The organism is Pseudomonas sp. HD6515 (genome assembly GCF_024971855.1).
In the GTDB taxonomy this organism is placed as follows: Bacteria; Pseudomonadota; Gammaproteobacteria; order Pseudomonadales; family Pseudomonadaceae; genus Aquipseudomonas; species Aquipseudomonas alloputida.
This window is the reverse complement of the sequence record NZ_CP079827.1, coordinates 725,702-749,229: the sequence shown is the minus strand read 5'-3', so window position 1 is coordinate 749,229 and position 23,528 is coordinate 725,702. Positions and strand designations below refer to the sequence as shown.

Below are 23,528 nucleotides of genomic sequence, written 5' to 3'. Positions count from 1 at the left end.
GGCGCTTAAGCCAGGTTGCGCTTCAGCTCGGCGATATGTTCCGGGCCGATGCCACAGCAACCGCCGACCATGCTGGCACCCCGCGCACGCCAGTCCTTGGCCCATGCCAGGTAACCCGGCGGATCGAGGTCTTCGCGCAGTTCGTCCAGGCCATCGTTGGCAGTGGCTTCTTTGGGCTGCGGCGGGAAGGCGTTGGCATAGGCACCGATGGCAATCTCGGCGTTGTGCCGCTCGATGACGGAGCGCGCAACATCAATGGCGGCGCCGATCACCTCCGGCTGGCTGCAGTTGAACAACACCGCAGCCACCCCCAGGCTGACTGCGGCTTCGATGGCGTCGGCCACCGGTTCACCGGAGCGCAGGCGCGGAACCTCGTCGACGTCCTCGTCCTGCAGGGTGAAGGACACCCAGAACGGCCTGCCGTCTGCCGGCAAATGGCTATGAATGGCCCGCACTTCGGCCACGGAACTCTGGGTTTCGGCCAGCCACAGGTCAACATGCGGGGCCAGGCCCTGGAGCAACGGGGTCAGCACCTCTGCCACACGCTCGGGCTGGAACAGGTCGGGGCGGTAGGACCCGAACAGCGGCGGCAGCGAACCGGCCACCCTGACCGGGTGCGCGCCGCTATCTGCCGCGTGCCGCGCAAGCTGGCCTGCGATATGGGCCAGCTGTCGCCCTTCGGCGGCAAAGCGTTCTTCACCGATGTGGAACGGCACTACTGCATAGCTGTTGCTGGTGATGACCTGCGCACCCGCCTCGATGAAGGCTGCATGCACGCCCACGACCGCCTCCGGCGCCTCGCTCAGCGCCAGCGCCGACCACTCGGGCTGGCGAAACGGTGCACCGCTGCGCTGCAGCTCTCGGCCCATGCCACCGTCCAGAATTACCATCGTTCGCTCTGCCATATAACTTCTCTGAAGGTTCTTATGAATAAAATTCATTATGGGGATTGGGGTTATAACTATTAAATACCCTATCACCCATTTGCCCAACATATCAGGTATGTACATGCGATTTTCTTCTCTGCTGGGTGCGGGCCTTGTACTGCTCGCAACTGCCACCCAAGCCTTTGCTGGCGCCACGTTGGAGCGGGTTGAATCGCGCAAGGAAATGGTTAACGTGCTGATGGAAAGCTACCCGCCGTTTTCCTTCCTCAATGACCACAACCAGCTCGACGGTTACGACGTGGACGTGGCCAAGGCAGTGGCCGACAAGCTCGGCGTCAAACTGCGCCTGGAAACACCGTCCTGGGACGTGATTGCCGCTGGCCGCTGGAGCGGGCGCTACGACATCTGCATTTGCTCGATGACCCCGAGCAAGGCACGCGCCGAGGTGTTCGACTTCCCCGTGGAGTACTACGCATCGCCCGCCGTGATCGTGGTCAATGCCTCGGATGAGCGCATCCATGGCGCCAAAGACCTGGAAGGCCGCAAGGTGGGTTCGATCAGTGCATCGAGCTACGAAAGCTACCTGAACAAGAACCTGGTCATTGAAGGCAAGGAAGACCAGAAGATCGATTACCCGTTCGACTTCGTGCAGGCTGCGCCCTACGACACTGAAAACGTCGCCTTCCAGGACTTGGGCCTGGGCACTGGCGTGCGCCTGGACGCCATCATTACCAACCTGGTGACCGCGCAGCCGCGCCTGCAGCAAGACAAGCGCTTCAAGCTGGCCGGCGCGCCGCTGTATGAAGAGCCCAACGCGGTGGCCATCGAAAAAGGCGACCCTGAGTGGGATGCCAAGGTACGCCAGGTGTTCGCCGAGCTGAAGGCTGATGGCACCCTGGCCAAGCTGTCGCAGAAATGGATTGGCGCCGACATCAGCAAATGAGCACCTTCCCCCCCTCCCCCAAGCCCGTGGCAAAGCCAGCGGGCGCCGGCCTGTTCGGCTTTCGCACCCGGTTACTGCTGACCTGGCTGGCGCTGTTCGGGCTGTTTGTCGCCTTCTTCCTCAGCTTTGACCTGAAGTTCGCCATCATTCTGGAGAAGTTTCCCAACCTGGCCGGTTTCAAGCTGGGGCCCAATGGTTTTCTGCAAGGCGCCGCACTGACCCTGTTCCTGTGCCTGTGCTCGATGGTGGTATCCGTGCTGCTCGGCTTTGCCGCCGCGCTGGCACGGTTATCCAACAGCGCGGTGCTGGTGGGTGTGGCCAGCTTCTACACCTCGTTCTTCCGTGGCACGCCGCTGCTGATCCAGATTCTGCTGATCTACCTGGGGCTGCCGCAGGTGGGCCTGGTACCCGGCGCCATCAGCGCCGGCATCATTGCCTTGTCGCTGAACTACGGGGCCTACCTGAGCGAGATCTTCCGCGCCGGCATCCTCGGTGTGGCCCGTGGGCAACGTGAAGCAGCATTGGCACTGGGCATGCGCACACCGCAGATCTTCTGCCACATCATCCTGCCCCAGGCCATGCGGGTGATCATTCCGCCCACCGCCAACCAGTTCATTTCGATGCTCAAGGACTCGTCGCTGATTTCCGTGATGGGGGTTTGGGAGGTGATGTTTCTGGCGCAGTCGTATGGGCGTTCGAGCTATCGCTACCTGGAAATGCTGACCACCGCCGCCGTGATCTACTGGGTGCTGTCGATACTGCTGGAGCTGCTGCAGGCACGCCTGGAACGGCATTTCGGCAAGGCTTATCAGCGCTGAGGGCTGCACACGGCCCCTTGCAGAATCATCTATGCAGGCACGACGTGCAGGAGCGCCACCAGGGCGCTCCTGCATCGAACGCGTCAACTGAAGCCGCTTTGCCGCTCACAAAGCTTTCATCTCGGCAATATCCCGCGCCACCTGGTCTGCAGAGTGGTCGAACATCGCCTGTTCCTGCGCATCCAGCGGCAACTCGATAATCCGCTCAAGCCCCTTCTCTGCCAGTACGCAGGGCACCCCCATGGCGATATCCGTTCGCCCATACTCGCCCTCAAGAATCGCAACCGCCGGCAAAATACGGTTCCGCCCATTGGCGATCGCATCAACCATCTGCGCAATGGCCACGCCCGGTGCATCGCAGGCGCTCCCCGTCTTCTTCAACCCCAGAATCTCGCCGCCGCCCTTACGGGTGCGCTCGACAATCTGTTCGATCTGCTCGCTGGACAGGAAGTGCGACAGCGGCACCGAGCCGATCTGGCAGTAGCGCATCAGCGGCACCATGCTGTCGCCATGCCCGCCCAGCACCAGCGCCGTGATATCCCGTGCAGAAAACCCGGTTTGCTCAGCGATAAAACACTTCATGCGCGCGGTATCCAGCCCCCCCGCCTGCCCAAACACCTTGTCGCGCCCCTGCCCGCTGACGCTCCAGGCGCGATAGGTGAGCACATCGACCGGGTTGGACACCACGAGCACCGTCGCTGTGGGTGCGTGGTGTTTGATATCCGCCATGATGCTGTCGAGGATTGGCAGGTTGGTGCTCAATACATCCTGGCGTGACTGGCCGGGCTTGCGCGGCACACCCGCCGTGATCACCACCAGCTCGGAGCCCTCCAGCATCTCGGCTTTGGCCCCGCCGTGAACATGGGTATCGGAACCTGAATCCACCGCAGCCTGCCAAACGTCCAGCGCCTTGCCCTGCGCCAGTTCACCCTGCACGTCCATCAACACCAGCTCACGGCACAACTCATCCCGGGCGATGATCTGCGCCGCCGCCTCGCCGACCAGGCCGGCACCCACAATCGTTAATTTGTTCACCAGACACCTCCCAGCGGCGCGCGCCACCAGGAACACGCCTGCGTATAGAGAGAAGTATTGCCTGCCGGGGCTAAATGGCCACCCAAGACGATGCGACTACCTTCACTTGACAGTATTCCATGGCAGCGCGAATACTTTGGCCAGATTCATATAGATGACCATACAACAAGGTGAATCAATCGATGACCATGCTGCCCAAGCGCCCCGTCGCCACACCGCCGCACACCGGCCTCAGCGCCACGCCTCCCTGCTGCCCATCTTCCGTTACCAGGCGCCCGCCTGTGAGCGGCAGCTAGCGCAAAGCCGCGTCCCCTTCCTCGAAAACGTAGCAGCAGCCCCAACGGCAGCCACCTGGGCATGCCCCGTGGAAACGCCCGTCACGCCTTCAAACCCTGAGTGCAGCCGAGCGCCAGCCCAACCGAGACTCCTTGAATGACTCCCTTAGATATACAGCTATTACTGACAGCCTTGGCCAGCGTTCTGGTGCTGGTGGCGCTCATCGTTTCGCGCCTTAAGATGCACCCGCTGCTGGCCTTGCTGGTGGTGTCCATTGGCGTGGGCTTCGCAACGCATATGGCGCCAGGCAGCATCGTCTCCCACCTGCTCACCGGCGCCGGCAAGACACTGGGCGCAGTGGGGGTGGTGATCGCGCTGGGTGCGATGCTTGGCAAGATCCTGGCTGACGCAGGCGTCACGGAGCAGGTCGCGGATGTCATCCTCAAGCGCACCTCCGACCGCATGATCCCTTGGGCCATGATGCTGGTTGCCTTCGTCATTGGCATCCCCATGTTTTTCGAAGTCGGCCTGGTGATCATGCTGCCGCTGATATTCAGCGTGGCGCGCAAACTGGAAAGCAAGGCGCGCTTCAAAGGCTCGGCGTATGTGTACGTAGGTGTGCCGGTCATTTCGGCGCTTGCCGCCATGCACGGCATGGTACCGCCGCACCCAGGCCCCCTGACCGCCATCGCCGTGCTCAAGACCTCGGTGGGGCCCACCATGCTCTATGGCTTCCTTGCCGCCATTCCGGCAATGATCCTGGGCGGCCCGCTGTACGGCATGTTCATTTCACCGCGCATGAACACGCGGCCCGATCAGGCATTGCTGGACCAGTTCACACTGGCTGAAAAAGCCGATGGCCAGCCCCGCCCCGGGGTAATGGTCGGCGTGCTGGCCGCATTGCTGCCGGCCATCCTGATGCTGGTGCATGCCGTCGCCGAGATGCTGCTGCCCAAAGGCAATGCGCTGCTGGAACTGGCCAGTTTCCTGGGCAACCCGCTGATCGCCATGCTGCTGGGCGTGCTGTTCGCCGGCGCCAGCCTGGTGCTTGCGCGCGGCGGCGACGCCGAACAGCTGCGCGATGCACTGGGCAAAAGCCTCAAGCCAATCGCCTCGATCATCATGATCATTGCCGGTGGCGGTGCCTTTCAAGAGATGCTGACCAGCGCCAAGGTAGGCGATGCCATTGTGCACCTGACCCAGCAATCTGCCTTCCCTCCCCTGATTCTGGGGTGGCTGATCGCGATGCTGCTCTCGGTGTCTACCGGTTCCGCCACGGTCGGTATTGTGGGTGCTGCCGGCTTGCTGGCGCCGCTGGCAGGTGCAGACCCCAGCCTCAACCTGCCTTTGCTGGCCTTGTCCATCGGCTGCGGTTCGCTGTTCTTCAACTATGCGAACCATGCAGGCTTCTGGATGGTGAAAGAATCCTTTGGCATGACCATGGGCGAAGCCACCAAGACCATCTCGGTGGTGCAGTCCATCGTGGCGGTGGTCGGGCTGATTGTGGTGTTGATGTTGAATGCGGCCATCACCATAGGTTGAACTCGAGTCAACGGGGGCTGCGCAGCAGCCCCAATCTGGCCCCACCCTCGAGCAACGATCTGGCCTAACGTTCCAGATCCTGCTCGCTTCGTTCCATTACCTTCCCACACTGCTCACTGGCCAACCGGCTGATGATCCGGATCGCCTGATGGATACCGGCCGTGTTGCGAAAACTCAGCCGCGGGTTGTGTTCGCACTCGAGCATTTCGTCGTGCTGGACCAGGGCTTCGCCTAGCAGCTCCAGGGTCCAGGCGTAGCTTTGGATGGTGGAGAGGCGTTCTTGGTCAGACATGGCGGGCCTCCGATTGGACGGAGGTGAAGAAAGGTTTGCCGACGGTGAGCTCACTCAGGGCGGCCGAAGAACAACGGCGGCGAACGGATACGCGGATCTGTAACGGGTTTACGGTGGTCATGCATGAGTTCCTTTCGTGATGGAACTGCCACCGCTCGCGGCCAAGCAAGTTAAGGTGGCAGCAGTACGCGGGTTGGCCGACCGGGACGAAAGGAGCCCGGCACACCCGAAGGTGTCCCGCGCACCACCGCCATAACGCAACATCGCGGGCACAAAAAAAGCGCCTGCGATGGAGATTGGGCGCTGATGCGCCTTTCGATTCCGACCGGCCAAGGTCGCATCGCCGATGCTTCGGCGACAGAGGGACTTTATTCCTGGGTGGCGGTTTTCGCAAGTTTCTCGGGGCACGAATAGCCAACGCGCGCCGTAGGAAAACGGCTTGCCACAGGTCACATGTACTTCCCAGGATAAATGCGGTCCGTGTAGGAGCTGGCTTGCCTGCGAAGGGCTGCGCAGCAGCCCCATACCCCGATATGACTGGAATAATCCTTCAGCGGCCTTAAGCAGACTAGGCCAGGCGCAACATGCGATACCTGGCCAACCGGCTAATAATCCGAATCGCTTGATGAATCCCAGTTGTAGTTATTCCTGACTGCTTTTCCGTGCCCGTGACGATGCCGGCCTCGACACTGCCTTCTTCGCTTTGGCTGCCGCAGGGCTTTTCCCTCGTTTCGGTCCGGCCACCACGCAGGAACTGGCTAGCGGCGCGGCCACAGCGATTGGCCCACCAGTCTTCAACTGGCCGACAGTGTTGCCGACGAGCGTTGCAGTGGGCTTATCTTTGGCAGTCATCACCATCCCCATCCGCACACCAAAGAGACGCAGCACGGCCTCCAAAGTGCTGAGCTTCGGATTCGACTTCCCGCTTTCCAGTTCGTACAGGCTTTTCGTGGACATCTTGCACATGGCCGCGAAGGTCTCTTGGTCAAGCCCGGTGACTTCGAGCCGCAGACGGCGGATGGACGTGCCAATTGGATCGAGCCCCGCCGCGTTGCGCTTGACGATATCCTCTACAAGCTGGGCGCGCTCTTCAGGCTGTAGTTTTTTCATCGCAGTCCCCACTCCACGAGTCGCTTGTCCAGGTTATTCACGGGTAGAGAGGCTGCATTGCGCATCGATTCGGGCGCATCGGTCAGCAAATCGGGCAACGCCCGGAATGCCTCAGCCGCATTCATCAACCGTTGCAGCAGGACATCGGGATCAGTGTAACCAACAAGCTCAGCGCAGTTGTCGCGCCAATTAGAAGACCCCTTGCGCTCTGCCGCCCACTTCGTCGTCCGTGTGATGCCCTCTTCATCGAGGATCATTGGCGCGAGGTCATAGATTGGCGCCAAACAAAACCTCCCACCCACACGCATGATGGAAGTGTTGCGGCCGTGGTTATCGGTGTTCCCTAAAATGCGGTTCAGCAGATCGCGCCGCACATACTCGAACACCAGGTCGTCCACCTCATCCTGCTGGCCGTTATCGATCCATAGGCCTACCAGTCGGTGAACCACTTCGGCATGCGCCATCGGATGCGCGTAGCCGGTAATACCGCAGATCGAGTACACCGACTCCAGGGGTATCCGCTCCACCATGCCATCCACTACTCGGCGATCAAATCGTGGCATCCAGAGGCTTGGCTTCAATGCCTCTTCAAGCGCCAAACCATCAGTGGCAACCGTATCAAGGCCGAGGGCAGCAACCGCCTTGTAGTAATGAAACTCTGTTCGCAGGATGTCTTGGTCGCGCTCGCCGCCTCGATTACGCGCGAACTTGATCAGCCAGTGACGGCACGCCTGGTCATCGGGGAGCATCGCATCCGCATACAGAGCACCGCCGTGGGCTTCGGTCATGACTAGCTTGGGGGCTTGCCCGTTGGCACCGGTAGCACCGCCCAACGCCGCGCCGGTTTCATAGGCGTACTCAAGAAATTCGTTCGTCCTGTCCACGACCTCAGCATGCGCGAAAGCCTCGCTCCGATCCGGCTGAAGGCCTTCCACCGATTCCTTGATGCGCAGGTGCCCAATAGGCGCCGGCGTGAAGCGCTCCAGAAGGTACAACCCCATTTCCACACCTTCGGGCTTAAGACGCCCATAGCGGGATTCAAGAGAGTCCTTGGCAGCACCAGAGGGAATGATGTCGTAGAGGAATGCTGGATACCCTTTGACGTCATGGTGGTCCCAGTTCAACGGAAGGTTAACGCTTAGGGCGAGTTCGCAACGATCTTCCATGCGATCAACGTTCGCGATGATGTAGTCGCTGTCGTAGGCGACAAGGCACCTTCCATCAGCAACACGCTCGGGGTTCTCAACCGTGAGTGTCGCTGCATCGCGCCATGCACCATCGGAGAAAGCCTGGATCGTGAGTCTGAGCGGCATCGGGACACCATTAATCAGTACTTTAATGCTGATTATCATAGTGCGCATGGCAGTAATCGGCAATATTTTGCTGATTAAAAGCTTAAGCACGGATAAAACCGGCATCACACTACCGATTATGCATTCACAGCGCGCGGGAGGGGGGCTAGAGGTCGTTGCTGCGCCTGGAAGGCAGGAAGTGTGATTCAACCTTTGGGTTATAGGACCATGTTTAATTGCGTTGGGTAGGTGGTGGATGGCACGGGCTTCGCCCGCGTTCGCGGGTAAACCCGCTCCTACAGGGGGGTGGAACGGCTACGCCTTGATGAATCCATAGGTCACCCACATCCAAGCGAAGCCAAAGGCCGTCAGCCACGTGGATACCTGTAGAGCCAACTTAAGTTTTGCAGGGAAGTTTTCTAGCTCTTCGATGTCCAGATGCCCTCGGCGCATATGTACGCCAGGCCAAATGAGTATTCCACAAAGAAACGTTATCAGCAGCCACCGAGCGCCAAAGCGCCGCGTGCCCAAAAACAGTTTCATTTGCTCCAGGCCGGGATGACTTTGGATAGCCGAGGTTGCAACAGTGAAATTTCTTGTACCCGCGATGAATGCACTGACCGCACAACCGGCCAACGCGATCACGAACGGACACGCCAGCATTATCCACTTCAGCCACACGGGCCAACTCTCGAACTCAGTCATAATGTGATTCGTAGATTAGCTCGCCCATTTGCTCACCGCCCTCCGCACCGGCGATGCTCCCAGCAAAAGCCCCTCCCCCGACCAGCGCAATGCCACATACCGGCGCCCCGAAACCCGCGGTACCAGCAGAGAACACCCCACATACAGCGAGCGCAGTGATCCCAGCAATCTTGCCACCCACGATCCCTCCCGCCAGCCCCCCAGCGAAAGCACCTGCCTCAGACAAACGAATTTTTTTGCAGGCTTCGGTTTCCCCTGCACGGCAGGCCTCTTGGACTTTCAGATAGGAAGATGTACCACCTAAGCCAATTCCGACATGCCCACCATACCGAAGGTACTTACTAAGCTTCGCCACTTTGTCCAAGTATGTGGCGTACCCAGGAATCTGCCCTGGCCCACCGGCTTTTGACCAATGATGCACAAGACTCTTGGTCGAGATATTCAAGCTTTTCTTCAGCCGCTCGTAGGCCCCTAGATTCAGATGTTTATTTAGAAAAGTCGCCTTCAGCTGACCATCTAGCTGCTCCAATAACAGCCGTCGTTCGGCGAAGAACGATGGACTATTCAGATGGCCATGGCGCAGAAATTCTTGCTGATGCAAACGCTCGATGTTGCCAAGTGTGCTGCGAAGCTGCCGGAGGCCGTGGTCCATCATGTCCTTACCCACCCCCATGGAGAGACTGGCGTCACTAAGCAGTCCGGCAATTTCAGCCTGATACTCCATCATGAAATCTGACTCGGCAAAATCGAGTACAGCCAAGGAACGTCGCGCGCGCTCGGCGGCCGCCATGAGTTGGCCCTCCTCCTGAGTGCAGGCATAACCGTTATCCGGATCGCCGATGACGAAGATTTCCCCTGCCTTGAACCCCCGCTCGAAAGTCGGGTTCAGGCGCTGCAGGTACGAAATGGGCAAGGTTGAATCATGGCTAGCCAGCTCCAACAGAATCTGCGGGAACGACATGCTCCGGGGCACCACATAGAATCCCGGCTGCATCTGCCCAGGCAACCCGCCAACCATGGCGGGCGAAGCCCCTGCCAAAGCGCTAGAGCTCCCAGGGCCAGCGGGTGTGAGGCTAGTGCGTACGGCAACCGGCAGCCGCGGCGGGGGCATTTCCCCTAAAGGCGCCACCACCCGGTTGCTACCCTCTGGGCAACCGCAATCAACTAACGCGCCATCCATCGCGACTGGCTGGCCATCCGAGATGAAGTGCCACACCCCTTCGACGACCTTTCCTTCCAGCCCGCAAAGTGGACAAGGTGTGGTGGGATCCCCCATCCTCAGGACCATTCGTCCCTCGTCGAGGTAACCTTCCCCGGTAGCGATGCAAATCGCACCTGTGGTGGTCACATCACCGTCTACTGCTTGGCCAAGCCCATCCAGACTGACGCGCATTTCAGAGTCCCTTTCGAACTGTAGGAGCGAAAGAACCTAACAGCTAAGAAGGGGCAAATGAGGCCTCGAGCAGCTAACGAGACGATTCCTACGAGCAACGCGGATTTAGGACTAGGCACGACCTAGCGGTTTGAGAACTAGACTCTGTCTGAAAAAAGCCGTCGTCCCCTTCCAGCCTCAGCCTGCGCAGAAATTCGAGCTCGGCCAGAGCGTCAACCAGCGGCGAGTCGACGGATGGGTTCAGTAGCTGCAGTCGTGGTGAGAAAACTGGGGCATCTCAAAATTATCTTTAAACGGGAAAATCATTATCTAGAAAAATTTCGGGTCTCACCCCGTAAACACTGGCCAAAACCTGATCGACAGCTAACCATTATCTAAAAATACGTCCAACCCTAAGTGGAAAACTGCGAACCGTTAAGTCAAAAACACGCAGATCCCTGGGGAAAAAGCGGGAACAAAAAAGCCCGCACAAGGCGGGCTTCTATTGGTGCCAGGTAGCGATAAATCGCCATAGGCCAACTGATTCTGGTGCCGGAGACAGGCACCCAATCTAAGCCGGAAACATCCGTGTTTGCTGGCCTTTGCTTTCAGGGCCTCAAGCCAATGTACTGATCACTGTACTTCTGGCATCACGCTGGCCACTCACTACAGCCTTGGGCTGGCCTTAGTCGAACTGCAGGATACCCGTATCTCATTACCCTGTCAGTTCGACTCCCGGTTGCGTCATCGAACCGGGAAGCGGTCAGCCTCCAAGGCTCTTGACGCGTTGCTCCAGGGCCTCGATCAGTCCACCTTGTTTCGAGATGAGCGTGCACAGGTACGCCTCCTTTAGCACCTGCAGCTCGGTGTAACGCAGGCTCTGCCGGAGCCCATCGGGTTCTTCGACTTCGATCTCTTCCTCGACCTCTTCCATGACCGGCACGCTCGCATAGCGCGGGTGCCCTTTGTCATCCAGGACTTGGCTGCCGTCCTCGTTCTTCAGCGGGACCTGCACGCTGATTGGGATATCGACCTCTTCTAGGTCATGAACAAGCACCGGCTGTCCGTCGCGAATCTCGATACGCTCACGCGGCTCACGAACCTTTTCAATCTTCTGGCGCTCAACCTTCACCTTCTTCTTCACCTTTTTGGTGACAGCATCCTCGCCCCACAGGGCGTAACGCGCTGGATCCAGGTTCTGGTCGATAAAGGCCTGCTGAACATCTTGCGCGATGTATCCGAAGTGCAGGCGGGCCACGTCTTCACCTTTATCATCAATCATGTCGAGCATCTGATAGACCTGAGGGAGGATGGCCTCGCAAGCAGCCAACTCTGCGTCGTTCAGCATGCCCCGAATCTTCTTCAGGTTGCGATCCGAGCTAACCGTAGGGGCCACCGCGAAGAAGGAGTTATTGATCCTGGCATCCGCAGCAGCCAAGTTCTGCCCCGCGTCTTGCCCTGGAATCCACGACCCTGCAGCGGTCATTTGCCACCGGAGCGTTGTACCGTGGCGAATGCTGTATACCTGGCCCGCCGCAATGTTTAGGAAAGCCGCAGCATTTCCGTAAGTAATCTGAGCTGCCGCTGCAAGCGAAATGCTGCCAGACGAACCAATCGTCACCTTCGTGACGTTGTTCGAGTCTTGGAAGAAAGTTGCACGGCTGGTTGCCATCCGGATGCGAATGTCCTGGGTTTCAAGCGCCTGCACGTCCAAATGATCGCTGTCAGGAATTTGCAAGTCTGGATACTGGAAACGGCGCGGCTTGAAGAAAGCGAAGCTGGAGCTGAACTTGCTACCGGCAGCCCGAGGCACGTAAGGGAACATGTCCACGTATGGGGCCGTGTGATGTTGATACATGGAGATCGACGTATCGCCAGTGGCGGTGGCCAGCGGGTTGGCAATGTCCTGAGGGGCACAGATCAAGCGGCCACCATGCACAGGCGAGAACGGTCCACCAGGGACCAACCTGAAATCGTTGGCCTCGAACTGGGTCTGCGACAGGCGAAGGTCATCAATGGCATGGAAATGCCCGACTACGTCCTCACGGGTTTGGATATAGGTTTTGTCGATCCATATCTGGCGGAAAGTGCCGCTGATCTCCAAGGCACTCGATACGCCAAGCCCAATCAGCGGGTTGGATGCCAGGCACATGCTGCTGTGGTCGAGCCCGGTGATCACCGATTCGCTGATCGACATACCTCCAAGACCTGAGCCCGAGCTGATTCGCACCGGCCCGTTGCCCAGAACAGCAGCTACTGGGTCAGGGGTTACGTTGTTGAAGCGCAGGACAGTTCCATTCGGGGTGCCTGTGACCTTGTTGGTCGAGGTGAACGCGAACGAGCCTTTCGGGGTGTTGACCGAACCCGAGTTCGGATAAGGGTGGTTGTCAGCCCAAGGGATGTCGATGGTGGTGGTGGTGATGGCCACCACCTTGGACTGGTCACCGCCACGAATAGCCAAGCCGGCCTGGATCACGCTGCCTTTGATCCTGGTAAAGAAGTTCTTGCCCTGAACACCGGTGCGTGTCGCGCACGCTACAAGCATGCCCTTTATGCGCCAGTACCCAACAACCTGAGAGTTTTCCAAGTTGAAGAACGGGGCATTGTCGACGAATATGCCGACATCCCAAGGGTCACCAAGATCGGTGGTCATCAGATCGTTATAGCCGTCGATGCCATCGAAGTTCGGGTGAATTCGGATGTTCTTGATGCCGGCATTTTGAGCGTTCGGCTTAACATAAATACCGCAGGAGAATTGCCGGAGAGTAGACGGCACGCCATCTGCCGCATCGTCGTTATGAAAGCTCTCTAGTGAATACTGTGTGTCCAGTGCGTTTACCGAATCAGGGTTATCCAGAACGCCGCCAGCGGTACGCATGTCGGTGACGCCATAGAGCGTCCTGGTCTTGGCACCAGCACCATAGAAAATAATGTGCGTACCAGAACTATTCTTTTTGGGCACGCTCGGGTCTAGATGCTCCCAGGTATCCAGCGCTGGCGGGGCATAGAACCATTTCCCTGAGTCAAAAGGCAAAAGCTCGTCGCTACACAAGAATATGCCGTGACCGAAATCGACTGGCTTGCCAGTGAGCTGGGCGGCATAGATCCCGGCCCAGTCTATGGACTGAGTGAGAGATGTAACAAACGGATACTGGGCTTGCGCTGCAGCAAGGTCTGATCCGAACCTCTCGGACAGCGGGTGGATATCACCGTCACCGATGGCGCCAAAGTCGTACACGCTGACGCGCTCGCGCATCTTCTCCTGGAACGTCCGGACAATCGCGCCCACACCAGCCTGGATAAACCAGCCGAAGCCACCGACCACGCCAGCAACAGCCTGCTCAATGGCCGTCCGCATGAAGCGGAAGTTCACCGCATCCTGTTCGGCAACCGGGTCTGCCAGATCACGGATGCCATTGCCCTTGGCGCGGTACCATCCACGACCGTCCACATCAGTAGAACCCAGGGTAAGCGCCCGCACTGCACCACGGTACAGTTGCTTGAGCGCCTGCCAGATCCGGTCATAGTCACGGTTCACCGTGCTAGCGAGGAAATCACCATTCTCCTGGTAGTCGTTCAGGCGCTCGAACGGCACGTTGAGGACCAGGTACACATCGGCGCCGACTGCTGGCGCCGTGGTGAAGGTGATGGTGCTGGTGGGATTGCCTGCGCCGGTGATGACGTATCCCGACGTCTGCTCTACCCCATTGAGGAAGACGTCGAGATCGGTGGGCAAGATGAGCAGGAATGGGATGGTAAAGCTGTTGGTCACCCCGTTCCCGACGTAGCGTGCTTCTGTTGGTCCTGCTGGAACTGCCATGGTGGCCCCCTGGTGCTGGCGGGCTAGTAGTCGACTTGCACCTCGTGCACGCCCGCGTTGGTGCGCCAATCGTCCCGCCGTACTTCCGTCGGTTTCCCGACGTTCCGGCCAATGCGCACAGGGGTTTGGGCGATAGCGCCAGCACCAGAATCGAGGTAGTCATCATCCTGATCGGTGAGCGCTGGGTTGAAGTCGCGCATCTGGTCCCAGAGCGGGCCGCGCAGCACGTCCACGTGGGCCCACAGGAAGCTGGCCGACAGTGGCGACTCCAGGGCGTCGAGGATGCGTTTTTGCTTGTTGGTGCTGCTGTGCTCTTCCCCTACACCACACCCCGTACCCTTGAGGGCCTGGCGCAGAATGGTCGGGACGAAACCGCCAGGGCCGTTCGTCTCCACTACCACACGGGTGATCTGGTACTTGATGACCAGGTCGCGGACCTGCTTCACCTGCCCGCCAGTGATCTTCTCGGTACGCTCATCGAACTCGGCGATCTCGCCTTCCAGGCCTTTGCACACCTGCCAATACAGCTGGCCACGGGCATCGGTCAGGATCAGCGAGAAAGCCGACGCGTCCGACTTGATCTTGCCGAGGGAGCAGTCCCAGTACGCCGCGGCCCCGACGATCTGGGTGGTGCCCAGGTACATGGCGCAAGCGCCGTTGGCGTAGCGGATTTCCGGCTCGATGGCGTAAGGGATCATGCGTGCCGGGTCGAGGCGTACATCGGTAACCGGCTTGCTGTGCAGCTGGTACTGGCTATCCCATTCGTTGATGGTGCGGGTTTCCACCCGGCGGTTCTGCAATTCGATAAGGTCGAAACGCTTGGGCCAGGCGCTGCCTGCATAGCAGTCGATCAGCGTGCCCGGGGCCTCCAGGAACTCCAGTTGCAGCCCCTTGAGCAGAAAGTCTTTGCCCTCGATCAGCACGCGGGCATGCTTGCCGATGCCAGAGAACACGACCTCCGGCACGAACGGCAGGGTGTAGTGGGTTTCCTTGGCCAGCTGAATCCTGTGCTCCTGGGCGAACATGCGAATGGTCAGGCAGTCCGCACCCATGGCCTCGATCTCGTCGTACAGGCTGTCATGGGTATGCGGCGTGCCGATATACAGCTTGCTGCCACCGGGCACCAGGATGTGCGTTTGCTCACCCAGGCGGTACCGAAGCTTCTCCCGGGCCTCCGGGGTGGCGATGTTTCTGGGCACCTCAACGTCGTCGTTCTGGCACTCGTCAGCACGGGCCGAGGTGACGTTCGACAGAATGCCCTTGGCAAACATACTGGCGTTCCGGAAGTCGGCAGCGCCTTCAACCCACCACTGTTCGACCGTGCCCTGGTTGGGTGGCAGCAGATGGCGGGTCAGCGGATGGTTGCGGATGACGTTTTGGGTATCGCGGCTGGTCTTGTAGGCCGTGTTGTCGGCCTCGGACTGGTGCAGGATCCGGAAGGCTGGCTCCTTGTAGTACCGCCAGGCGTTGTAAATCGCCAGGATGGTGGACTTGCCGAAGCCCCGGAAACAACGCAAAACGGCCAGATGGCCCTTGGCCTCCAGCCATATCAGCGCCCGGACGTGAATATCCGGGACCTCCCACCGCATCCGCTTTGCCCAAATCAGGAAGAAGACCAGCAGGCTTACTTTCTTCTCTGGCTCAGTGGACATTCCCGCCCTTCTGCATCCGCTCGATGATGGCCTGGGCTTCGCGCTCTGCCGCCGCCAGCTCGCCGTCCAGCTCGTCGATCTCCTTGCCGGCGTCCGGCGCAGGCTTCTGGCGGTTCAGGATGCCGGCGATGTTCACCACCTTGAGCAGCAAGGTCATGGTGGCCGCAGCGTTCTTCTTGCACCAGTAGCGGTCGCCTCGCTCCTGCTGGGTCAGCTCGGCCGGCGGCTTGTCGGCACCGGGCCACTGGTGCGGGTCCACCTCGGTGATGACTACTTCGCCCAGGCGCTCGGTCAGCGCCTGCAGTCTTACGATCTGATCGTCGCGCATATCATCGGCCTCCTACTGCGGTGTTGAGGTTCGGGGCGCGCTCCGGCACAGCCTTGCCAGGCGACCACCAGAAGCCCTGGCCGAAGTCTTTCTTGGCCCTGCGCTTCATGCGCTGCAGATAGCCTGGCGAAAGCAGCTCTTGCATGTCATGGAAGACTGCGTGCTCGAAAGCTGCCTTGGTGTACCAGCTACGAATGAATGGAGTGTTCTGGTAACCGATCCTCAACAGGTTCGCCCCCACATCGGCAGGCTCGGTCTTTTCCTTAAAGACACTGCCGGCAGTCAGGCCAATGTCGGCAGCGGTGCCATAGACCGGCCCGAGCAAGCCTGTAAGGTTCGATTGACCGCCACGGTTATCGCCGCCCAGCCCGGTATTCATTATGTCGCCCAAGATCCCAACGCCACCGCCACGCAGAATGGCCTGAACCCAGAACTTGGCGTCGTCCATTCGGCGTGGGTCACGCCCGTTCATGATGTCCATGAGCTGATTGGTCACTGCACCAGCCATCAGCAGGCCCGAAAACAGGGATGCCGAATAGGCCAGGCGCCCGGCCGTGCTCTCAATCTGCATTGCCCTGGTCCAGTGCCTCTCGAACATGGCAACGCCGAAAGACTTGAACAGGGTCAGGTGGCGCAGAGCTTCCCCGCCCAGCGAGCCAGACTGGGTGTTCTGCCGCATGGTTGCTCGGGTCATCAAGCCCGGGAGGATTGAGGTGAACTCGGATTCGTTCTGGATATAACCCAGCAGCTTGCCGATGGCGTCGTTCTTCTGCTTCGTGCTGAAGCCTTGAAGGCTGCCAATCGACTCAGGCGTAAGCATCTGCTGGCCGCGCCAATCCTCTGGCTGCGCTGCCTGCCATACCTCCCAGTCCTTTTCATTGATGCCATAGCGCTCCAGCCGGGCTTGTAGCTTCGGATCAGCCCCCCAAGCGCTGCGGGTGTCCGTCGCCATGCGGGACATGATCTGCACGGAGAAGCCACGCCGCATGGCAGTGGTCCAGCCTTCAAGCAGGGTCATCTTCATGGTTGCGTTGGCAAGCTTGCTGGTCCAGCCGGCCGAGAGGTTGTCGGTATGGAACGTCACCAGATCATTGGTGATGCTGTCCATGCCCAGCGACATGCGGGCAGCTTCGGCACGGTAATCGGCTGAAATGCTCTTCACTGCACTGACAAGCGTTTTCCCGAAGGGGAGGCCGTGATAAACACTGGTAATGGCGAGCGATTGAAGGTCGCCGACCACAGAGGCAATCAGCGTAGCCTGCAGCTTGGCCGCTACCATGAAGTTCCGAATGCCTTGGTTGAACTCAGCAAACCGAGCATTAACCGGAACACCCAAACTTCCATTGAGCACGTTCCAGACCATGTCCGGGGTTGCGCCAAACTCGGTGCCGGAGAAGTACCCATCACCGATGCCATCCTTGACCCGGGCGGTATCCAGCAGCAGGCGGTAGGTCTGCGACGAGTTCGGGCCGAACTGCTCAATCAATACCGAGTCTTTGACCTGGGCATGCACCGAGCCCTGCATGGCTTCAAATACCGAGGTCGGGCCAAAGTCGCGCATGTACTCCAGGTAGGCATCACCGTCACGAAAGTGGATCTGCCGGTGGGCTTCGTCGAACTTTCCGGCACGGCTCGCGCCCTGGCCAGAGCCTGGCGTCATCTTGTTCAGCCCATCGGTACGCAGCGTTTCGTTGGCTGCTAGTAGGAAGTCCGTCACCTGGGCGTCGTTCATCTGCGTGCCGTCCTCGTTGAGGTAGCGGCGGCGGTCCAAGCGGTTCAGCACGAAGGCTGCCCAGGCGTCCGGTGTGGCGTTGCGCACCTTTACCAGGCTGTGAGGCTGCGGCAGCCACCCATAATCCAAGCGACCAATCTTGGCGCCGGCACTGTTCATACGCTCACGCAAGGCATCCATCTGTTCTCGCCAGGCCTTGGCCGCCTTGGCGGCGACCTGATTGCCGGTGTCCTGGCCAAAGACCTCATGCACGAAATCCCGCTCGGCGGCCTTGTTGGTGATCATGCCGAGGAAGCGTGGAGCCGCTGCATCGATAACGTCCATGATCGAGCTGAAAGCCCGGTTGCGCTCGCCCTTGATTCGGTTATCTATCTGCCGCATGCGCTCAAAAAGCGCGGAGGTGAAGGGCTGTTTGCCACCCAGCACAACGGCACGATCAGCTTGGTTGGCCAGCTCCCGGGTTTGTGCGAGAAGGTTCAGCCCCTTGCGCTGCGCGGCCTTGTCGACGGATGCCATGTGATCGGCCATTGCTGCCTGGGCGGCAGCCAGCTGGCGCTGGGCATCGGTCATTGAGCTGAATTTGGTTGGGTCGGTGCGCGCCAGGTCACGGATGTGGAAGCTGATCTTGTCTTCGATTGCCTGGGCTTCGGAGTTCTTGAGGGGGCGGCCGATAGCCTGCTCCACCTCTCTGATGCATTCGGGGCGCATGGGCTTGCTCCTGGGGGAATGGAGCAAGCCTATGGGCGGGGGATAGACGGTTTCCCGACTATTTAGAACCTCAGCATGCAGGTGATAGCAGCGAGGTATGACTGGGCTTCGCGGGTACCGGCCTGATGCTCGGCCTCGATCTCTGCCAGCACTTCATCAGCCCGAGCCGTGGTTGGTTTGCCATCGGCATCGTAGCCGGTGTTCACCACGGCTTCCGGGTTGCACGCCACTGTGTCGCGCAGCACCTGCAACTCTGGCGGCTCGGCATCTGAGCGAGCCTCGCCACCTTCGCGAGCTGCTGGGGCAGCGGCCTGCGCTGTTTCGCTTTCGGCCCGTGGTGTTCCGCTTTCCGCTGCATTTGTTGCAGGTCTGGCCGCCGCTGTTTCACCAGGTCTTGATGCTGGCGTGGCGGAAGGCTCACGCGGCAAGGTCGCTTCATGCTCGCGCATCAGGGTGTCGATTTCTTCCCGCGCTGCCCGCTCGTTCAGCTGTCGAGGGGTGAGCCGCTCACCTGCTCGAGCAACGCCAGCAGCCAAGGGCGAACGGTCAAAGCCACGCATGATCTCGTCGGCTCTGGCCTCGATCCGTGGTTGCAGGCGCTCCGGGGTTTCACCGCGTGCAATGGCTGCCAGTTCACCCCGCGCCAGCTCACCGGAACGGTTGCCCTGCAGAGCATCCTCCAGCGCCGTAATGCGGTCGGTAAGCTGCTGACGTTCCTGCGCGATCTCCTGGCGGGCGGCAGCCTCCGCCTTCTTGCGGCTCATGCCTTCGCCCTGGGCCTGCCGGGCCCGCTCGCGGAATGTGCCGTCCAGGTCGCCCAGGGTGCGCTGCACGCTGGCGAGCTCAGTGCGCACGTCCGCTACGTTGGGCAGCAAGCCCGCAACCTCCCCTTCCAGATCAGTGCGGATTGCCGGCTCAAGTTCTTCCCGTGCAGTTGCCAGTGCCTCATCGCGGGTCGGTACCTTAGGTGCGGGTGCCTCGCTCCTACGGAGGAATTCAGCGCTGTGGATGCTATCTGGAAGTATGACCGGCTCGCCGCGGTTGATCGATGCAATGGCAGCAGCCAGAGCATCCTGGTGGGCAACGGCCGATCGAGCATCAACCGCCAGGCCTGGAGCAGTGTCGATATCAGCGTGCTGGGCGTTGCGGTCAGTTAGCGCGGCGTCGACCTGGTCAGGTGTAGGCCTTTTAAGGCCCACTTTCTCCGCAGCACGCCCGGCAAATTCCTTAACTGCCCCATAGCTTTTCCCTACATATCCACGACCAACGCCAAAGAAAGCCACACCCAACACCGCATCCGTGACCAAGGCAGTTTTGTTCAACATCTCGTATTGAGCCGCCTGAGCCTCATACCCATTGGCGCGCAGGATCTCGGCCGAGGCGCCCCTGTGCGCAATCCCGAGGCCAACGTTCGCTCCTACGGCAATGGCGGCATCACCAAGCGCCGGCCCCACAAAGCGTGCTGCCGGCAGAACTGCGCCAACACCAATGGTGAGGCCCTCGGTTGCACCAAGCTTCATAGCAGTTTCAGGGTCAATACCTTCCGACGTAGAGACCTGAGTACGCGAGTAACCTGCCGGCGCACCTGCGGCAGTGAATAGACCGGCGGGACCCGCAATTACCGAACCAGCAATTGCACGCGGCAGAACCGCCGCAAGCTCGCCGATGACCTGGCCAGCCATACCGACTTCTACGGGGTCAGGACGAAGGTCTTTCACTGATGCGGCGGTGTCTCTACCGATTTCTGCTGAAAGCTCTTCCGCCCCTCTCGCAGCCTCGGCCGCATGCTTCTCAGCGTCGAACCCGGGGGCATAACCGGCACCCATGCCAGTGGCAATGGTGCTCATCACCTCAGTACCAGCGAGGTTGACGACCCCAGCTTCGATGCTATTGACGGCCTCAATACCGCCACGCTTGAGACTAGGGCCGATGATGTCGAGGCTGCCTTGTAAGAACCCAGGCTGCGGAGTCTCGCTGGTGAACTCTAACGCCTGCTGGCGGTTGAGAATGTCGGAATCGTCTACAGCACCATTCAGCCAGGTCATTGGAGTTTCACCACGATAGGGTTACCGGTCTGCGGGTCAGCTTGGGGGCGCCCTGCATTCATCAAGTAATAGGATCCATCGCGCCCAGGTACTGGCGAGAGCGGCAAACGCTCAAGCGAGGTGAGCGGGATCTTGGTGCTCTCAGCGAACCCTTGGAGTTGGCTGTCTACTGAGTCAGTGAATCGGCCGTCACTCCAGCCGTAGGGCTTTACCACCTTGGACCCGGCATAGTTCGTGATGCCGCCTGTGGCCATGTCCATGGCTTTAGCCGCTACCTCCTCATTCAAGGGGTCACTGCTCTGTTCGTGTTTAACGCCAGCAGGTCCTGCCAGGCCAGCATATAGGGACTTGAACACGCCGAATGCCCGCTCCCGCTCTTGGGTGCCGGCCGGGATGGACTGGCCAGCCAGCGCATCAAACGCCACGCTCATTTGCGTGTCGCTTGGCATGACGCTGGACTTATCGGCTAGAACTCTGGCGCCGCGCAGAATGGTGGGGGCCACCTCGGTACCATCGGAGGCCTTTAGCTGCTGGGCCTGGGCCAGGCCGGCCATCAACAGTGGCGGCTTGTCGGCGGCTAGCGTCTTGAGCGTGCCCGTAAGATCATTCCCGCTGGGCGCCGCGCCAGCAATCGCCCCCAGTATCTGCAGCTTGGTGCCGTCGTCGAACTGCTCAAGCGCGGTTGTTAGCATTGATGCCTCTTGCGGGAGGAACGGGTTTCGACTGACTTCGATACCGACCTGCCGGCGCATGGCGTTCAAGGTATCGAAGCGGCCGCCCAGCTGGCCCACAAGTGTCATTTGCCCTTCTGGCGTGCCAATACCGCTGAAGTCCAATGGTTCTACCTGAGTGCCTGTACGTGTGGCATTCCACTCCAAAGGCTGGTCACGCATTTGCTGCATGTTTGAGGTGACGGCCCGGTCGAGCCGCTCAAGGTTGTTGATCTGCTCAACCGATGCACCATTGGCGGCCACCTGCTGGCGCTGATGCTGTATGTACGCTTGCTGTTCCGCTAGAGGCATACGCAGAACCTGCTGAACCTCGTTCATCTGCTTGATGCGAGTGTTGTACTCACCGGCGAAGGAGGTACCAGAAAGCGCTGATTGCCACCGGGTTTGCTCTGCAACGCTCGGCGGGATACCGGTAGCCGACTGTTTGTCCATCTGGTCCAGCACCCGCATGGCCTTCATTTCACGCATTTCCGCCTGGCGCTGGGCGTGCTCCTTCACCTGGTAGATCCGGCCGGTGACAGTGTTCAGCAGCTGATTGCGCTTATCCGGGTCCAGCTTGCCAGCATAGAAGCCGTCAGCTGCGGTCAGGTCGTGCTCGATCTGCTGCAAGGTGCCGAGGCCATCACGCGCAGCGACCACACGCTGGGTGGCCTGGGTGGTCCAGTTGGCGTCCTTGGCTTCCTGCTTCTTGGCCGGCCACATTTCGCCGTAAGCCAAGCGCCCAGCCATGTCCATGTCCTCACCATCAAGGCGCGAATTCAGCTTGCCTATATCGACACCGGGCATGGCTGCCTCTTTGCCTATCAGGTCCAACCGCGTGGCCAAATCGCCCTTGGCAGCGTCAGCACGGGCGCCGATGGCCAATTTACGGATGCCCTCTTGGCCAGCCAGTTGCAGCCGCTGCTGCGCCAGCCCCATCCGCTCGATCTCTGGCTCTGACAAGCCATTGAACTGCAAGGGTTCAAGCTTGGACACTGCGCTGGTGTAGGCCTCTTCCAGCTTGTCGTGGCTGAGGCTGCCCAGCCTGACCTGCTCGGCCAAATCGCTGTTGATGGTGCTGATCTGGGTTTCGCGCTCGAACAGCGCGTTGCTGGCCTTCACGCGGGCCAGTGCAGAATCCTCGCGCTGCTTCTGCTCCAGAACGCCAAAGGCCGTGCGCTGCACATCACCGGCCAACTGCTGGGCAGCCTGGTTCTGCGCCCGGGTGTCCATGGTGATGACGCGGTTCTGCTGGGCATCAGGAAGGACGCGGGGCACTGCTGGCCCGGTTGGAATGGTTGCCATCAGTTACCCCCTGGCTGCGTTACGTCGCCGTTTTTGCCCTTGGCACTGGCCTTCCACATGCCGTACTGGGCGCCCGCCGAGAGGACCGAACCGATTGCCTGGGAGTTCGCCGCCGACTTCTGCTGCTGGCCGTAGATCGACATGTTCGCCGCATCGGTGTAGCCGCGTTTGCGCTGCTCTTCCCCGTTCAGGATCGTCATCACCGCATCTTCCTCGGCGTTCTGATAGATCTCCTGGTTGATATTCAGGGCGGTACCGGCGCCGACCTCGACGCCAGATGCAGCAAGCGCAGCATTGGCCTCACCGGCCTGGTTGCGCGCCAGTTTCCGGATACGGTCGGCCTGCACCTTCGCTGCGCTCGCGGCGTTGTCCGCATCGATCTGCGCTTGTTCCGATTGGGCGTCAGCGTTGAGCTGGGCCTGCTTACCCTGCTGTACTGACGAGTAGGCCGAATACGCAGTGGAAGCCACCAGGGCAACCATTGCAGCGGTTTCAATTCCCATGATCTACCTCCATCTTGAAAAGCGGCCCCATGTAGGTGAAGCCAAGCCGGCGGTACAGCCGGGAGGTACCTTCCACGCTGATCCCCGTAGTGATGCCCATGTGAATTTCCTTGGCGCCCTTGGCCTTGGCCCACGCCTGGAACGCCAGCACCAGCTTCAAGGCAATTAAGCCCTGCCGCTTGCTGGGCTCGATGAAGATCGAGTACTCGTAGGCCAGCAGGTCGTCGCTGAACCACTGTTCGGTAACGGCGCCGGCGAACCCGCCTACCACTTCGCCGTTGACCTCGGCAGCAAAGACCACGCCCAGGCCATCAATCAATTGCCCAAGGAAGTTGCCGACCTTCTCGGCGTTGAAACCTGTTCTCGCGTAGGCGCTGGTGTCGTGCAGCAAAGTGCCCAGTTCGACCAGGCGCGGGATATCGTCATGTGTAGCAGGCCGAATCATGGTGATTC

General features: G+C 60.0%; 19 protein-coding genes and 1 pseudogene. 3 read left to right on the top strand and 17 right to left on the bottom strand.

Annotated elements, in window-relative coordinates:
- Positions 1-5 precede the first annotated feature (5 nt).
- Positions 6-890, bottom strand: a complete 885-nt coding sequence (locus KW568_RS03535) for a homocysteine S-methyltransferase family protein (protein ID WP_193774180.1) — start codon at positions 888-890, stop codon at positions 6-8.
- A gap of 118 nt (positions 891-1,008) precedes the next feature.
- Between KW568_RS03535 and KW568_RS03530 the strand changes: the two genes are divergently transcribed.
- Positions 1,009-1,830, top strand: coding sequence for an ABC transporter substrate-binding protein (locus KW568_RS03530; protein WP_003247511.1), 822 nt, complete (start codon positions 1,009-1,011; stop codon positions 1,828-1,830).
- A complete protein-coding gene (locus KW568_RS03525) occupies positions 1,827-2,648 on the top strand; it encodes an amino acid ABC transporter permease (protein WP_003247513.1) in 822 nt (273 codons plus the stop codon). The genes KW568_RS03530 and KW568_RS03525 overlap by 4 nt, the downstream gene beginning before the upstream one ends.
- Positions 2,649-2,753: 105 nt before the next feature.
- On the opposite strand, the gene KW568_RS03520 is transcribed toward KW568_RS03525, so the two are convergent.
- The gene (locus tag KW568_RS03520) at positions 2,754-3,683 is read right to left on the bottom strand and encodes a malate dehydrogenase (protein ID WP_004575717.1); all 930 of its coding nucleotides are present in this window, start codon (positions 3,681-3,683) and stop codon (positions 2,754-2,756) included.
- Positions 3,684-4,115: 432 nt separating this feature from the next.
- Here KW568_RS03520 and KW568_RS03515 point away from each other — a divergent pair, with 432 nt between their 5' ends.
- Positions 4,116-5,501, top strand: coding sequence for a GntP family permease (locus KW568_RS03515; RefSeq protein WP_033725223.1), 1,386 nt, complete (start codon positions 4,116-4,118; stop codon positions 5,499-5,501).
- A gap of 64 nt (positions 5,502-5,565) precedes the next feature.
- Here KW568_RS03515 and KW568_RS03510 read toward each other — a convergent pair whose 3' ends face one another.
- The 15 genes and pseudogenes from KW568_RS03510 to KW568_RS03445 all read right to left on the bottom strand — a co-directional run bounded on the left by KW568_RS03510 (position 5,566) and on the right by KW568_RS03445 (position 23,520).
- Positions 5,566-5,793 (bottom strand): hypothetical protein, encoded by a 228-nt coding sequence (locus KW568_RS03510; protein WP_003247523.1) that lies wholly within the window; start codon positions 5,791-5,793, stop codon positions 5,566-5,568.
- Positions 5,786-5,914 (bottom strand): hypothetical protein, encoded by a 129-nt coding sequence (locus tag KW568_RS03505; protein WP_256559744.1) that lies wholly within the window; start codon positions 5,912-5,914, stop codon positions 5,786-5,788. Before KW568_RS03505 ends, KW568_RS03510 begins: the two co-directional genes overlap by 8 nt.
- Before the next feature lie 521 nt (positions 5,915-6,435).
- Positions 6,436-6,903: a helix-turn-helix domain-containing protein gene (locus KW568_RS03500; protein ID WP_003247525.1), complete on the bottom strand. Its 468-nt coding sequence runs from the start codon at positions 6,901-6,903 to the stop codon at positions 6,436-6,438.
- Positions 6,900-8,264: a type II toxin-antitoxin system HipA family toxin gene (locus KW568_RS03495; protein ID WP_176393428.1), complete on the bottom strand. Its 1,365-nt coding sequence runs from the start codon at positions 8,262-8,264 to the stop codon at positions 6,900-6,902. Before KW568_RS03495 ends, KW568_RS03500 begins: the two co-directional genes overlap by 4 nt.
- Before the next feature lie 246 nt (positions 8,265-8,510).
- A complete protein-coding gene (locus KW568_RS03490; RefSeq protein WP_003247529.1) occupies positions 8,511-8,900 on the bottom strand; it encodes a hypothetical protein in 390 nt (129 codons plus the stop codon).
- Positions 8,893-10,293 (bottom strand): PAAR domain-containing protein, encoded by a 1,401-nt coding sequence (locus tag KW568_RS03485; protein ID WP_003247530.1) that lies wholly within the window; start codon positions 10,291-10,293, stop codon positions 8,893-8,895. Before KW568_RS03485 ends, KW568_RS03490 begins: the two co-directional genes overlap by 8 nt.
- 139 nt (positions 10,294-10,432) lie before the next feature.
- Positions 10,433-10,569, bottom strand: a pseudogene (locus tag KW568_RS31020) (Fic family protein); the annotation flags it as partial.
- 466 nt (positions 10,570-11,035) lie between these two features.
- Positions 11,036-14,092 carry a phage tail fiber protein gene (locus tag KW568_RS03480; RefSeq protein WP_259537683.1) on the bottom strand — a complete coding sequence of 1,019 codons (3,057 nt, stop codon included), beginning with the start codon at positions 14,090-14,092 and terminating at the stop codon, positions 11,036-11,038.
- Between the two features lie 23 nt (positions 14,093-14,115).
- Positions 14,116-15,744, bottom strand: a complete 1,629-nt coding sequence (gene terL / locus KW568_RS03475) for a phage terminase large subunit (RefSeq protein ID WP_259537681.1) — start codon at positions 15,742-15,744, stop codon at positions 14,116-14,118.
- Positions 15,734-16,072, bottom strand: coding sequence for a hypothetical protein (locus KW568_RS03470; protein WP_259537679.1), 339 nt, complete (start codon positions 16,070-16,072; stop codon positions 15,734-15,736). Before KW568_RS03470 ends, terL begins: the two co-directional genes overlap by 11 nt.
- Position 16,073: 1 nt before the next feature.
- The gene (locus KW568_RS03465) at positions 16,074-18,512 is read right to left on the bottom strand and encodes a hypothetical protein (RefSeq protein ID WP_259537677.1); all 2,439 of its coding nucleotides are present in this window, start codon (positions 18,510-18,512) and stop codon (positions 16,074-16,076) included.
- A 62-nt stretch (positions 18,513-18,574) separates the two neighbouring features.
- Positions 18,575-20,557: a hypothetical protein gene (locus KW568_RS03460; protein ID WP_259537674.1), complete on the bottom strand. Its 1,983-nt coding sequence runs from the start codon at positions 20,555-20,557 to the stop codon at positions 18,575-18,577.
- Positions 20,554-22,572, bottom strand: a complete 2,019-nt coding sequence (locus KW568_RS03455; RefSeq protein WP_259537672.1) for a hypothetical protein — start codon at positions 22,570-22,572, stop codon at positions 20,554-20,556. The genes KW568_RS03460 and KW568_RS03455 overlap by 4 nt, the downstream gene beginning before the upstream one ends.
- On the bottom strand, positions 22,572-23,075 hold the full coding sequence (locus KW568_RS03450) for a hypothetical protein (protein WP_259537671.1): 504 nt from the start codon (positions 23,073-23,075) through the stop codon (positions 22,572-22,574). The genes KW568_RS03455 and KW568_RS03450 overlap by 1 nt, the downstream gene beginning before the upstream one ends.
- The gene (locus tag KW568_RS03445; protein WP_259537669.1) at positions 23,065-23,520 is read right to left on the bottom strand and encodes a GNAT family N-acetyltransferase; all 456 of its coding nucleotides are present in this window, start codon (positions 23,518-23,520) and stop codon (positions 23,065-23,067) included. Before KW568_RS03445 ends, KW568_RS03450 begins: the two co-directional genes overlap by 11 nt.
- Positions 23,521-23,528 lie beyond the last annotated feature (8 nt).